The organism is Pandoraea sputorum (assembly GCF_000814845.2).
Taxonomy (GTDB): Bacteria; Pseudomonadota; Gammaproteobacteria; order Burkholderiales; family Burkholderiaceae; genus Pandoraea; species Pandoraea sputorum.
This window is the reverse complement of sequence record NZ_CP010431.2, coordinates 3815357-3829268: the sequence shown is the minus strand read 5'-3', so window position 1 is coordinate 3829268 and position 13912 is coordinate 3815357. Positions and strand designations below refer to the sequence as shown.

Sequence of the window (13912 nt, the reverse complement as noted above, 5' to 3'; positions counted from 1 at the left end):
GGGCGTAGGGTCGGACAACCAGCGTGACGTCAGTCGTCCAGATTTTCGTGGACGGCCGCGTCGCCGCGCCGCCAGTAGGCCGCGGCCTTCACCCATTTCGGATTGAGCCCGCGCGCTTCGACCAAGTGACGACGTACTGCTTTCGCCACGCCTGCTTCGGCCGCCACCCACACATGCAGATCGCCTGCGGGCAGGCTGGCGACCTCAAGGGCGTCGATCAGTGCAGTGCTCTGACCGGCAGGGGCACCCTCGCGATAGATCCATTCCACGACGACGTCGGCTTCGCTCGTGAAGCGCAGGCGGTCGGCCGGGCCGTCGATTTCCGCGAAGACGAAAACCAAGGCGCCAGCGGGCAACTCGGCCAGACGCCGTGAGATCGCGGGCAGCGCCGTGTCGTCGCCAATCAGCACGTAACCATCGAAGTTCATCGGAATGACGAACGAGCCACGCGGGCCACCGACACCGAGCTTGTCACCCGGTTTGGCGGAGCGCGCCCATTGCGTGGCCGGGCCCGATTCGTGCATCGCGAAATCGATCACGAGCGTTTTCGATACGGCGTCGTACTGACGCGGCGTGTAATCGCGCATGAGACGCGGCGCATCGCCCGGCGCGGGCTTCGCCATGCCTTCGGGGCCGATCTGCGGCACGGCCAGTTCGCCGGTTTCCGGGTTCGGGAAGAACAGTTTGACGTGATCGTCGAAGCCCGGGCTGTTGAAACCTTCCAGATCGTCGCCACCGAGCGTCACGCGCACCATGTGCGGCGTGAGTGCTTCGACGCTGCGCACTTCCAGCAGACGGAATCGGAGTTCATGGCGCAAGCGCTGCGGCGTGCGATCAAGGGTGACGTTCGGTGCAGCGTTGTCTTGCATCAGAGTCGCTCCAGTTGTTGTGCGGCCGCGTCGAGAATCGCGGCAAACGCGTTGGCCTGTTCGGTCGTGAGCGGCTCGGCGCCCAGACGCAAATGCACGGCATATTTGAAGTTGTGCAGCGCGCGCATGACTTGGGGAGGCATGTCCTCCGAGCGCTCGCGACGGGTGGCCAGTCGTGCCAGCAGTTCGGTGACGGAGTCCTCGTTCTCGGCCAGATATTCGCGGCCGGTGTCGGTGATCTCATACGACTTGCGCTGACTGTCGCCGGTGTTTTCCTGCACCCGGATGTAGCCCATTTCTTCAAGCAACGTGAGCGTCGGGTAGACCACGCCCGCGCTGGGGCTGTAGGTGCCGTTCACGCTTTCTTCGATGGCTTTGATCAGTTCGTACCCGTGACGCGGTTGCTGCGAAATCAGGTGCAGCAGCACGAGACGCAGACCGCCGTGGCTGAACAGACGGCCACCGCCACGTCCCCCACGACCGCCGCGCTCCGAGCGCTCACCACGGCCTTCCCCCTCACGTGCGCCAAATCCGTCACCACCGCCGCGCCGTCCATGACGCCCACCGCGTCGTTCGTCGCCAAAATCCATTCTGTCCAGGTCCATAGGGCCTCGGCCCATGAAATCGCCACGTGATCCACGCATGATGCGACTCCTTATCGATGTAGTTAAGACATGTTTACGATATATCTAAATTGCATCGAAAGCAAAATTATTTTTTCGGCGATGCGCGAGGGGAGTGCTCAAAAGCCTTGTGGGATAAGGATTCAGTCGATTTTTCATCAGCGCACTGGGCGTCGGCACTGCACGAAAACTATATCGAAATAGCTATTTCGACAGTGGGGGCGGGCGGAGGGGGCGCACCGCCCGTCGCCAGGGTGTCGGGCGACGGGCGATGAAAGTGGTCGAGTCGGCGAAGCGGGACTTACTGCAAGGGCGGCAAATCTGTCTGAAGCCACTTCCGATAGAGCTTGTTCAGTTCGCCGTTGGCGGTATTGCGCGTGACGAAGTCGTTGACGCTGGCGAGCAGTTCCGGCTGATTCGGACGCAGTGCGATGCCCATCGCCTGTTGCAGCAAATTGAACTTCGGCTCGAATTGGTCTGGCGCACGCGTGTTGATGACGTTTGCGACCGTCACCGAGCAACCGATGGCATCGACCTGACCGGAGAGCAGCGCTTGCATGGCAGCGGCGTCATCGTCGAAGCGGCGGATCTCGGTGCCCGGCGGCGCTGTCTTCGTGACGGCAGTGTCTTGCGTACTCGCGCGCGCCACGCTCACTCGCAGCCCTTTCAGATCGGCGGCGGACTTGATCGAGGTGCCTTTTTTGCCGAGCAGCAGGATCGTCGCGGCCGCGTACGGTTTCGAGAACTGCACTTGTTTGGCACGCTCGGGCGTGATCGCGAGCGATGCGACGAGCACGTCCACTTTTCCCGAGAGCAGATACGGAATACGGTTCGGCCCTGTCACCGGCACGATATTCACCTTCACGCCGAGATCGTGGGCGAGCAACTTGGCCACGTCGGCGTCGTAGCCATCGGGCTGTGCCTGCGCGTTGGTCGTGCCATACGGCGGAAAGTCGATCAGCATGCCGACGTTGATCGTGCCTTTCTTCTTGATGTCGGCCACGGTTTGCGCGTGCGCGGGTGTCACGAAAAACGAGGCGGTGCCCGTGAGCACACTGCCGAGCGTGCCGCCCAGCGAGCCGACAAAACCGGCTGGCATCGCAGCGACGCCGAGTGTGGTGAGGAAATTGCGGCGCGACCTGACGTTGGCAGCGCTGGAAGAATTTGGGTGATCGGCCGGATGCGATGAACGCGATAGTGGTGGCCGTGGACTTTCCGGGTGACGCGAAAACTTGCGGGTCATGAACGGATCTCCTGAGTTCGCGAGGACGCTGTCGGCGAGCGAGGGGGCGTGCGGTGCCGTGTCGCGACGCGTCGTGTCCCGAGCGATGTTAGCGGTCGGTTCCGGATGCGTCCACTCAGCAAAAACCCCAGAGAAAACCCTTCGCGCAAGAGGGCCGACGCATGCTGCGCGCATTGCTGAGGACGACGAAGTCAGTCGTCAGGGCAAAAAAAACGGTGCCGAAGTATCGGCACCGTCTTCCGGGACTACTGTCAGATCCTGTCGATTCGCACCGCCGTGAAGCTCACGGCAACGCGATGGCAAGATTTACTGAGCGGCGTCCTTCACCTTCTTCAGCGGGCGAACCTTCACGCGCACCGAAGCCGGCTTTGCCGGGAACCAACGCTCTTCACCCGTGAACGGGTCCTTGCCGAAACGCTTCGCCTTGGCAGCGATTTGTTGCGACGTGACCTTGAACAGGCCGTGCAGCGTGAATTCGCCTGCGCCCTTCTTGTGCAGTGCGCTGACGATGGTGGTTTCGAGAGCGGCGAGCACAGCCTTGACGTCCTTGACGGCGACAGCCGAGGTTTCGGCGATGTGTGCTGCGAGCTGGGTCTTGTTGAGTGCTTCCTTGATCGGCGAAACCTTAGCGGCTGCCTTCGGTGCAGCCTTCGGGGCTGCCTTCGGTGCTGCTGCCTTTTTCGCTGCCGGAGCCTTCTTTGCTACCGGAGCCTTCTTCGCCGCAGGGGCCTTCTTTGCTGCTGCTTTCTTTGCCGTTGCCATATCGATCCAATCGATGAGAATAAGAAAGTGCCGTCGGAGAACGGCCACCCGAATGATACGTCTTGCTGCGCCGACGATTCTACCTAAGAAATCGCTTTGTGCGAGTAGTGCGCGCATTATGTTGCGCGCTTGCCGCACAAGGCTGAGCGGCGAAAATCGCGACATTTCGATTCGCTGCTTTCACGTGCCGGGAATTTCTTCTCGCGACGGCGAATCGCTTGTCCGGTTTTTGCCCGTCTTTCAGCGCATTTTCCAACGCGAATTTTTACGTGATTTTTGCGCGGCGTTTGCCGGATGCTTCGATGCAAACGCCGCTTCGCGCGAAGGCTCAATGGTCCCGAAACCCTCAGAAACGCTGCATTTCGCAGGTTTCGCAGCGCCCGTCGTCGTTGCACCAGGCGTCGGTGAGTGTGGTGCCGTCGGGGCCGAAAGTGATGTCGTGCTTCGCGCCGTAACTGCCTGCGAGTTGCAGACGATCGCCCGCGAGCGTGCCCTGCACCGTGGTGTGAACATTGGGTTCGACATCGTCGACGCTGCCCGTCACTTGCGAACCATTAAGTGCAAGCGCCATCAGACGCGTCATCGGCTTGCCGAAAAGTCCCCACCACGGCGGTGCGTTCGTGCACAGACCGCGCCAGCGTCCCGAGGGATTTACCAGGCGCAACGGCGCCGGTGCACTGGTCTGCACGACGACGGTGCCCGGCGGAATCGGTGGCGTCACAAGCGTCGTACCCGCAGGTACGGGGGCATTGATCGCCGCCACATCGCGCGCGACTTCCGGAGATTCGGATGTGCCTGCAGCGTTCACGGCGTTCAGTCCTGCGGTGTCGCCGATGGTGCTCGGTAGCGGCGTGTCCTGCGGCGTCGTCGCGGCGATGCTCGCGTTTTGCGCGGCGCTCGCCGACGGCGCATAGGTGCTCACTGCCGGTGCAGCGGGGGCCACAGGCACTGAGCCGGCCGGGGCGGCTGGTGCGGGCGCAACGCTGAACGTACCCGATGCGCCGTCGACGCGTGCCATGTCGGCGCTCAGGCCGTCGTTCGGCACGGGCGCTGCGGCAGCCGCACACACGTGGCACGATATGTGCGAAAGACTGTTGCGGGTTAGCGCTCGCGTAGCGTACAGACGCTGACTGCCTTGCGTGCCGTCTCGCAGAATCGTGACGTACGGCGTGTCGTCGAGCTGGTAATCGACCTTGGCGCAGGAGGGCGCGTCCGTCATCAGCGTGACGTCGGCGGAAAATACGCCATTGAGGGCGCGCGTCGGAAGTACCGATACCGACGCCGAACAGTCGGCGATGATCTGCGCGCAATTACACGCGGCGACCGGCGCACGCGAGGTGCCGGTGGTCTGCGCCTGAGCGTGACCGGCCATGCCGAGTGCGCCCGCGACGAGCCAACCCGTCGCCAATCCAAAAAACTTCAAACCCCGCATGTTGTTTCCCCAATGTCGCGGCATATCCTATGCTGCGGATAGTCAATCAAAAGACGTCGGCTGACAATAGCCGAAAGCGGCGAAAAACAAGCAAGAAAGGGCCCTGTTCGATGAATGACGAGGGGCCGCGCAACATCGTGGCGTCACGCAAAATTCGGATTCCTCTCGTATCCCGGCATCAATAGTGCGGTCTACACTGCGCAGACCGGCCCCCTTCATGGTGTTTTCAACGTGCTCTGCCGTTGTCCACTGGAGACCCTGTATGCCTGTCGACCGCACGCGTGACCCCGGCGATTCTGCTCCCGCTTCCCGAACGTCTTTACCTGTTTCCGATTCTGCTTTCTCTGCTTCTTCCTCTGTTTCCCCCATGCCTTGCGCGAATCGCGTGCTCGCGATGCTGGCGGCGCTCTTCTTCGCAATGGGGCTCATTACGTCGCTCAACGATATTCTGGTGCCGCATTTCAAGGCAGCCTTCGATCTGACGTACCGGGATGCGGCGCTCATCCAATCGAGCTTTTTTGCAGCGTACTTCGTGGTGTCTTACCCGGCGGGGCAGTACACCGCGCGTGTGGGCTACCGGCGCGCGCTGGCCACGTCGCTCTGGCTGGCGGGCCTCGGCTGCGCCCTGTTTTTCCCGGCGGCGGCGCTCGTCTCGTACACGTGCTTTCTCGCAGCGCTCTTTGTGCTCGCGAGCGGCATCACGTTGCTTCAGGTCGCCGTGAACGCCTACGTCGAGACACTCGGCTCGCGTGGCGAAGCAGCCAGCCGCCTCACGCTGGTGCAGGCGTTCAACTCACTGGGCACGACCGTTGGCCCCCCACTCGCGGCGCTCTGGATACTCGCGCCGCAGGTTTCGGGGGCGACCGGTCACGCAGTGGACAGCGTACGCGCCCCGTATGGCTTGCTTGCGACAGTGCTGGCGCTCGGCGGTGTTGTGCTGTGGCGTCTGACGTTGCCGGAGCAACGTGCGGACACCGCCGCGTCGCCCGGGTTGTTCGGTAACGTTCGCAGCCTGTTATCGCACCGTCCCTTGCGTTACGGCATCGTGGCGCTATTTCTTTATGTCGGCGCGGAAGTGAGTATCGGAAGTTTTCTGATCGTCTATCTGACGCATACGGGGACGGGCATCGTCGATCACGCCCATGCGAGCCGCTATCTGGCGTTCTATTGGGGCGGGGCGATGGTGGGGCGCTTCGCTGGTGCGTGGCTGCTGCGCAAGGTGTCGCCGGGCAAGCTGCTCGGTCTGTGCGCGCTCTACAACCTGATGCTGATCCTCGCGTCGCTGACGCTGCCGGGGGCGATTGCCATGTGGTTGCTGCTCGCATGCGGTCTGGGCAACGCCATCATGTTCCCGACGATCTTCTCGTTATCGGTTGGCGGGCTTGGTGCGCGCGTGAGCGAGGGCGGCGGCCTGATTTGCATGGCCATTGTGGGTGGCGCGATCCTGCCTTATCTGCAAGGCGCTCTGGCCGATGGCGTCGGGATCGTGTTGTCGTTTCTGGTGCCTGCACTGGCGTACTGCTACATCGCAGGCTTCGGGGCATGGTGCGCGCGCACCATGCCTGAGTTGAACGTATCGGGAGATGGGGCGGCTGAAAATCAGCCCGGTTTGCCGAACGTGTAGCGTCCGAAGATGAACAGCACGTTGCCGTTGCCTTTGCCGCCGGGAACGTAGGCAGTGGCGACGGCGGCGCGTCCGATGCCTACTTCGGCCAGCGGCAGCGCGGCGGGAAAGGGCACACCCCCGAGCGTGTCGGAGCGCGACATCAGGAAGACGGTATAGCCCAGCCCGAATCGCACAGGCCCCGCGTTCGCGACGTTCCAGATTCGTCCATATCCCGCCATCGGCGACCAGTCGTTGTGCGAGTCCTTGAAGGCCATCGCGTACAGCATGCGCGAACCGTTCTTGCCGTCGGAGAGTACGCGTCCATAGCCCAGGCCCCACGGGTTCTCGTTGTACTGCGCGATCTTCTCGCGCGTGTATGCGAACCGCAGATGATGGGTGTGCAGAGGTACGTACAGCTCGCTCGCCCCTTCGGTGGCGATCTCCCGAAACTCATCGGCAATGGCGCCCGTCCACGTCGAGATGACGCCGGGGGAATCGTCGGCATGCGCGGTGAGTGGCATGAGCGAGGCGACCGCAGACGCGACGCAGAGCGACGACATTGAAAAGACGCGGGCAAAGCGCGTCGCCTGCAGCGAACGCGACGGCTGCGAGGCGAGCGAACCAGGCAGTGAATGAAGACGCGAACTCAGGCCGAGCGTGCGGTGGTGAAACGTCCGGGGAAGTGGGGCAAGCGGTGCGAGTGAAATCGATGGCGCGAGCCGCCCGGTGACTTGGGGGTCGTAGTCATGGTTGAGTGAATGTGTTGCGAAAAAACGTGCCGGTCGCGAGCGTCGGCGTCGAGTGAGCGTCTGGGGCGGCCGCGAATCGAAGTCGCGTGCGTCACCGGAGCGTGAGTCCGGTGTTCCCTGGAAACTATTCTCTAGACAGGGCCGAAAACGCGAAAGTTCGTCCTCTCACGCCTTTTCATCGAATCTCACACGACTGCCGATCGCGCAAGCAGGTGTTGATCGAACCTGCTGCGCGAGAAAGAAAACCTTTTACGTCAACGAGATAACGCGGATATCGACGCGTTATTCACCGGGTTGTGAACATTTTCTGTGGATAACGCGACGACGCATGCCTGGGACCCGAAGACGTCGCATTCGGCATGGGAAATTTCCCGGCGCGCTCACGTCACGGCGCAGCAATTGCGCGCGACATTTTTTTTCCTTCCGATCAAGCACTTGAGCAAGCTATCCGCGAGTTGTCCACTGGCTTGCAAACAGATTCTGTGGATAACGAAGTGGGCTTGAAACCCGCGCCACGCCTTGTTTTACAGCAAGTGGCACAACTTTCGCGCGCGGGAAATCTTCCCTGTCGGATCAGTCACTTGCGATGCTTTTCCGCAAGTTATCAACGGGCTTGTGAACAAAAAATGTGGATAAGCCATCGACGCATCAAATCTCAAAATATGAGATCAATGTTTACATATTGACATTTTGGTTCGAGCGGAATTACGATTCGCCTCATACCGGTGGACGGACACGTTCAGGAGACGACAGTGACGGAACGACGCAAACAGAAAGTAGCGATCATTGGCTCGGGCAATATCGGCACCGACCTGATGATCAAGGTGATGCGCAACAGTGAGCATCTGGAAATGGGCGCGATGGTCGGTATCGACCCGGCCTCGGACGGTCTGGCGCGCGCTGAGCGCCTTGGCGTACCCGTGACCGCAGGCGGCATCGACGGCCTGCTGGCCATGCCCGGCTTCGAGGACATTCGCATCGCATTCGACGCGACATCGGCGAAAGCGCACGCGCATCACAACGAGTTGCTGCAAGCGCGCGGCGTGCAGGTGATCGATCTGACGCCGGCGGCGATTGGCCCGTACGTGATTCCGTCGATCAACCTCGACGCGCATCTGGACGCCCGTAACATCAACATGGTGACGTGCGGCGGTCAGGCCACGATCCCGATGGTCGCGGCAATCTCGCAGGTGGCAAAGGTCCACTATGCGGAAATCGTGGCTTCGATCTCCAGCAAGTCAGCCGGACCGGGCACGCGCGCCAACATCGACGAGTTCACGGAAACGACATCCAAGGCGATTGAAGTGTTGGGCGGCGCGTCGCGCGGCAAGGCGATCATCGTGCTGAATCCGGCCGAGCCGCCGCTCATCATGCGCGACACGGTGTTCGTGCTGTCGGAGCCGGGCGATCAGGCGGCCATCGAAGCCAGCATTCAGGCAATGGTCGACAAGGTGCACGCTTACGTGCCGGGCTACCGTCTCAAGCAGAAGGTGCAGTTCGAGCTGTTCGACGCTTCGCGTCCGCTCAACGTGCCGGGGCTGGGCAAGCTCACGGGTCTGAAGACCTCGGTATTCCTCGAAGTGGAAGGCGCCGCGCACTATCTGCCGGCCTACGCGGGCAACCTCGACATCATGACCAGCGCCGCGCTGGCCTGTGCCGATCGCATCGCCGCCACCCGCCTGGCGCTCGCGGCCTGAACGTCGCACGCGCTATCAGGAGACACACCTCATCATGACCCAGAAAAAGCTCTATATCTCTGACGTGACGCTGCGCGATGGTAGCCACGCGATTCGTCACCAGTACAGCATCGCCAACGTGAAGGCGATTGCCGCAGCGCTCGACAAGGCCAAGGTCGATTCCATCGAAGTGGCCCACGGCGACGGCCTCGCCGGGTCGAGCTTCAACTATGGCTTCGGCGCGCACACCGATCTCGAATGGATCGCCGCCGTGGCCGAGACCGTCACGCACGCCAAGGTCGCGACGCTGTTGCTGCCGGGCGTGGGCACCGTGCACGATCTGCGCGAAGCCTATGACGCCGGTGCGCGCGTGGTGCGTATCGCCACGCACTGCACGGAGGCAGACGTCTCCCGTCAGCACATTGCCTACGCGCGCGAACTGGGCATGGACACTGTCGGCTTCCTGATGATGAGCCACATGACCACGCCGCAGCATCTGGCCGAGCAGGCCAAGCTGATGGAGTCGTACGGTGCGGAGTGCATCTACGTGGTGGACTCGGGCGGCGCGCTCGGCATGAGCGACGTGCGTGATCGTTTCCGCGCATTCAAGGACGTGCTCAAGCCCGAAACGCTGACCGGCATGCACGCGCACCACAACCTGAGCCTCGGCGTGGCGAACTCCATCGTTGCGGTGGAAGAGGGTTGCGACCGCATCGACGCGAGTCTGGCGGGCATGGGGGCGGGAGCAGGGAATGCGCCGCTGGAAGTGTTCATCGCGGCGGCGTCGCGTCTGGGCTGGAACCACGGTTGCGATCTGTACACGCTGATGGATGCGGCTGACGACATCGTGCGTCCGTTGCAGGACCGCGCCGTGCGCGTGGATCGCGAGACGCTGGCACTCGGCTACGCCGGCGTGTATTCGAGCTTCCTGCGTCACGCGGAAGCCGCAGCGTCGCATTATGACCTGAAGACCGTCGACATTCTGGTGGAACTGGGCCAGCGTCGGATGGTAGGCGGTCAGGAAGACATGATCGTCGACGTCGCGCTCGACTTGATCAAGCGTCGCGCCGCGTAATTCGTTTGTGGCATCTCCGTGCCAATGCCGGCCCCTCGTCAGACGGGGCCGGTTTTTTTATGCCCGCGCTTATCGGCGAGCTTTTAGTCGAGCTTATCCTCGCTCTTATCCACGCGTATTCCCCGACCAGCCCAACTGACGGCTGATCTGCGCCGCAGCGTTCTTCACACTCGGCACGAGTTCCTGCATGCGCTCACGGCTCATGTACTTGGTCGTGCTCGACACGCTGATGGCCGCGACGATGCGCTGGCTCGCGTCGTAGACAGGGGCGGCGACACAACGGATTTGCGGTGTGTCGTCTTCGAGATCGAAGGCATAACCCAGACGTGCATAGTCGTGCATACGCGCGAGCCATGCCGCAGTATCGACCGGATGCGACGGCACCTTCGATTGATAGTGCTCTAGCTGTGCTTGCCACTCGGCCTCGTCCTGATCGAGCAACAACGCCTTACCGACGCCCGTGACGCAAATCGGCTTGCGTCCGCCGATACGCGAGCTGATTTCTACTGCACGCTGGCCGGGTAGCTTGTCGAGGTACATGACTTCCCAGCCGTCGGCGACCGCGAGGTGCACCGTGTCCTGCGTCTCGCTGGCGAGTCCTTCAAGCGTCGGTCGTGCAACACGCGGCAAATCGATCTGTCGATAGGCGAGAAAGCCCAGTTCGATGAGCTTGTTGCCTAGCCGATAACCGCGACGCGGCTCGAAACGCAAATACCCCGCATGCACCAGTGCCGACGCAATGCGATGCGTGGTCGACGGTGTAATGCCGGTGTGCGCCGAGAGCGCGGGCACGGTGTCGATGCCTGCGGCGACCGCTTCCACGATGTCGAGACCGCGAAAGAGTGTCTGACTGGCGAGCGTGCGCGGGCGTTCGGCCTCCGGTGCCTTCGGCTTGGCCATCACGCGCCTCCGAGCGCCAGCAGGCGCTCGTACACGTAGCACTTGAGCGCTACATAATGCGAAGGTTCGAGCACCGGCAGTTCGATGCCGTGCAGATGACCGTCGTCGCCCTGCTGCACGCCGCGAATCGTACCGGTCGCTTCAATGGGCATATCGATGTCACCCACGCGCACGCGGAACGCCAGTTGCACGCTGTCGCCGGGCGCACCCAGCGGTGTGTCTGCGAGCAGCGAAACGCCTTCGGCGCTCACGTCCTGAAGCAGTGCCAGATGCCGGTCCTCGCCTGCGCTCACGGAAACGACCAGTTTGGCGGGCACCCGTTGCGAGCGGCGCAGTACCTTACGACGGATTTGTGCCGGTGCCGACAGCACCACGTAATCGAACGGCGTGCGCTCGACGCGCTCGACCGTGCAAACGAAGTGATAGATGTCTTCGCCGGAGAACGTCCACAATTCGAGGCGCTCGCTGGCTTGTAGCGTTGGCGGGGCGGCGCGACCCGTGGGGGCTGTGACGAACAGCATCTGATTCGGCGCATGGCCGATCACGCGCGTGCGCACCCGTTGCGATCCCGCACCGGGCGGCAACTGAATTTGCAGCCAGTCGCCGGGGCGCAGATTGATGTCGGTCAGTCCGAACTGCGGTGACGCTGCGCCGCTGGCCGTGGCTGCGTTGTCAGTGGGCACTTGCGTCGTCGGCGCCGCATCGGTGGGGGCGATGGCTGCCGCGTCGTCCTCCCCGAGCGTAGCCACGCGATGCGGTGCGAACGACGAGAACAGCCAGTCGCGGCCAGCTTGCGTCGGCACGATGTCGCCTTCGGCCAGCAGCGGCTCGCCATTGCGGTCGACGATGGCCCACGGCAGGGCTTCGCCCAGCGGGATCTCGTCGGGCGTCAGCGCAACAAGCGGGAGCCCCTGCGCGGTCGAAGCAGGCACGGGAGACGAGGCAGGCACCGAAGTCGAGGCGACGGACGGTTGAGCAGGTGTATTGGTAGACATATCGATTCAGCGAAGTGGGCGCTCGCCGGAGTGCCCGGGACGACCGCAGACGTCAGTGTGGCGAAAGTCTACCGCGCCGCATTGGCACTTGGCGAGAGGGGACGCGGTCAGCTTGTCCCGCCTGACATGCGCAAACTGCGTAAGTGGGTGCTCGCTGGGGTGTCGATGGCGGGCATCGTACGACGCGTGACATCGCCGAAACTCCGGGGCTTTCCCGCGTATCCGTCCGACAGGACGCCGCGCGTTCGTTGTCGTCTGCCTATAGTCGACGGTTTGCCGGGGTGACCGGCGACGTTCTGGCAGGGGGATGCGATGTGGTACCAGCAGTGTTCCGGGGTTAGCGGGCGGGGGCCGGATTGGGGGGCGGGTTGGGGAATGAGCGAGCGCGCCGAAGCGGGGATCGCGCCAGCGGGCATGCGCGAGGACGCGGCGCACCGTCGTGCCGAACGGGCCGACTTTGGCACGCGGCTCACGCGGGCGTCGAACGCGGCGCGTCATGAACGGCTGAACGCGCAGCTGCATGGACACGTTAGCGGGCACTCCGCAACGCGTCGCGTCGATCCACACCTGTCAAAGGCGTTTGCGCACGCGTGGGCCGGACTCTGGCTGACGACCGGACCGTGTCAGCACTTCTATCGCAAGGAGTTCTATCTGGCGCACGCACGCGACGCGCGTCTCGCGCAGAGCACGCAGCAGGTCGATGCGATGTTGGCGCCCACTCACGAGGCTAACGATGATGATGTCTCTGCTGCGGCTGACGCGAACATCGAACGCACCGGTGCCGACATCACTGCCTGGCTGGAGAGCGTCGCCGCGACCGGGCGCAGAGGATGGCACTTTCGCGCAGCACGTGATGCCATGTCGCTCGTGGGCAATCTGTCGTTGCTCGCCGTGATTGCCGCGTGCCTGTATCGAGAGCGAGACGCCGATGATGACACGTCGCAGCACGCCGCTCGTGACATCACGACGGCCAACACGCCATTTGGCGTGCCGTGGGCCGACTGGTCGCTGCTGGCCTTCGAAGGGGTGAAGGGGGCACTCACACAGTCGCTCGGTTCCCCGACGCTGATCCGTCATCACGCGGTGGACGAAATCCTCAAACGCATGGATGCCGGTTGCCGCTTGCTCGAAGCGTGCGTGTTGCTACCGGCGAGTCCGCCGACATCGTGGCGTGGCACGCTGAGCAACCTGACGCGTGCGCGCGACGTCGCCACACTCTTCACGTTCGCCAACTCGGCGGTGCCGCCCGCGCGTTTGGGTCTGTGGGTGCCATCGTGGTTCTCCGGGTCATCATCCACGACCGACGAGTATCGCGGCATCCTGCGCGTGGCCGGGCTGATGCTCGATTCCTGCCGCGCGGTGACGAGTCTGCTGGGCACGTGGGCGCGGACCGAATCGTTCACGATCGACGCCCGAACGCTCACGCAGCGTTGGGAGGCGCTGTCCACACGATTGGCGGACGTCGCATCAGACGACGTGGCTACGGTACGTCGCCGTGCCGCGCATGTGACACAACTGGCCCGGCACTGCGACACGCCATTGCTGGCGAAGATTGCATCACATCCAACTTTATGCGAGTGCTTACTCGCGTCTGAACGAGACTTGTCGGCCAGCCAGATCACGGTGGCGTGCAGCGAGTTCGACGTGCCGTGTCATGCGTCGTGCGTCGACGGCCTGAACTACCTAAGCCTGAGTCCCGCAGAGAATCCGTGGGGCCGGCGTTGGACAGGCGACGGATGGGAAAGCGGTGGTGCGACTCCGGCGCGCGCCGCGTATCGCCTGTTGCTGCTGTATCAGCACTGGAGCGCGGCGCTACTGGAGCGGGTCGTGGGTGCGTCGTCGTGTCGCCGCGACGGGGAGACCGCCGTCAGCGAGCGGGGGGCAGGTGCGTCGCCACACGCGGGCGAGACACACGTCGACTTGGCGTCGACATGGCTCTAAGCGGTTGAAGTGATGGCGATGCGCACAATGTCATCGCCATC

At 63.1% G+C, this 13912-nt stretch carries 12 protein-coding genes; 4 read left to right on the top strand and 8 right to left on the bottom strand.

Annotated elements, in window-relative coordinates; translation table 11 throughout:
• Positions 1-29 precede the first annotated feature (29 nt).
• From NA29_RS16835 to NA29_RS16815, 5 genes are all read right to left on the bottom strand, one after another.
• Positions 30-869, bottom strand: a complete 840-nt coding sequence (locus tag NA29_RS16835; protein ID WP_039399722.1) for a siderophore-interacting protein — start codon at positions 867-869, stop codon at positions 30-32.
• Positions 869-1474, bottom strand: coding sequence for a PadR family transcriptional regulator (locus tag NA29_RS16830; RefSeq protein WP_167370902.1), 606 nt, complete (start codon positions 1472-1474; stop codon positions 869-871). The genes NA29_RS16835 and NA29_RS16830 overlap by 1 nt, the downstream gene beginning before the upstream one ends.
• Before the next feature lie 319 nt (positions 1475-1793).
• Positions 1794-2591 carry a transporter substrate-binding domain-containing protein gene (locus NA29_RS16825; protein WP_052253009.1) on the bottom strand — a complete coding sequence of 266 codons (798 nt, stop codon included), beginning with the start codon at positions 2589-2591 and terminating at the stop codon, positions 1794-1796.
• Positions 2592-3041: 450 nt separating this feature from the next.
• Positions 3042-3497 carry an HU family DNA-binding protein gene (locus tag NA29_RS16820; protein ID WP_039403847.1) on the bottom strand — a complete coding sequence of 152 codons (456 nt, stop codon included), beginning with the start codon at positions 3495-3497 and terminating at the stop codon, positions 3042-3044.
• Positions 3498-3843: 346 nt separating this feature from the next.
• Positions 3844-4929: a hypothetical protein gene (locus NA29_RS16815; protein ID WP_039399720.1), complete on the bottom strand. Its 1086-nt coding sequence runs from the start codon at positions 4927-4929 to the stop codon at positions 3844-3846.
• Between the two features lie 367 nt (positions 4930-5296).
• Here NA29_RS16815 and NA29_RS16810 point away from each other — a divergent pair, with 367 nt between their 5' ends.
• Positions 5297-6553: a sugar MFS transporter gene (locus tag NA29_RS16810; protein ID WP_072633313.1), complete on the top strand. Its 1257-nt coding sequence runs from the start codon at positions 5297-5299 to the stop codon at positions 6551-6553.
• Here NA29_RS16810 and pagP read toward each other — a convergent pair.
• Positions 6529-7095: a lipid IV(A) palmitoyltransferase PagP gene (gene pagP / locus NA29_RS16805; protein ID WP_039399719.1), complete on the bottom strand. Its 567-nt coding sequence runs from the start codon at positions 7093-7095 to the stop codon at positions 6529-6531. The two genes, NA29_RS16810 and pagP, sit on opposite strands and share 25 nt — an antisense overlap.
• A 1004-nt stretch (positions 7096-8099) precedes the next feature.
• Between pagP and NA29_RS16800 the strand changes: the two genes are divergently transcribed.
• Both NA29_RS16800 and dmpG read left to right on the top strand, forming a co-directional pair.
• A complete protein-coding gene (locus NA29_RS16800) occupies positions 8100-8981 on the top strand; it encodes an acetaldehyde dehydrogenase (acetylating) (protein WP_231965186.1) in 882 nt (293 codons plus the stop codon).
• A 34-nt stretch (positions 8982-9015) separates the two neighbouring features.
• The gene (gene dmpG, locus NA29_RS16795; RefSeq protein ID WP_039403843.1) at positions 9016-10035 is read left to right on the top strand and encodes a 4-hydroxy-2-oxovalerate aldolase; all 1020 of its coding nucleotides are present in this window, start codon (positions 9016-9018) and stop codon (positions 10033-10035) included.
• 105 nt (positions 10036-10140) lie between these two features.
• On the opposite strand, the gene NA29_RS16790 is transcribed toward dmpG, so the two are convergent.
• Together NA29_RS16790 and NA29_RS16785 are read right to left on the bottom strand one after the other, a co-directional pair.
• Positions 10141-10935 (bottom strand): IclR family transcriptional regulator, encoded by a 795-nt coding sequence (locus NA29_RS16790; protein ID WP_039399718.1) that lies wholly within the window; start codon positions 10933-10935, stop codon positions 10141-10143.
• Positions 10935-11930: a flagellar brake protein gene (locus tag NA29_RS16785; RefSeq protein WP_084103849.1), complete on the bottom strand. Its 996-nt coding sequence runs from the start codon at positions 11928-11930 to the stop codon at positions 10935-10937. The genes NA29_RS16790 and NA29_RS16785 overlap by 1 nt, the downstream gene beginning before the upstream one ends.
• A 375-nt stretch (positions 11931-12305) precedes the next feature.
• Between NA29_RS16785 and NA29_RS16780 the strand changes: the two genes are divergently transcribed.
• Positions 12306-13871 (top strand): hypothetical protein, encoded by a 1566-nt coding sequence (locus tag NA29_RS16780; protein ID WP_039399714.1) that lies wholly within the window; start codon positions 12306-12308, stop codon positions 13869-13871.
• Positions 13872-13912 lie beyond the last annotated feature (41 nt).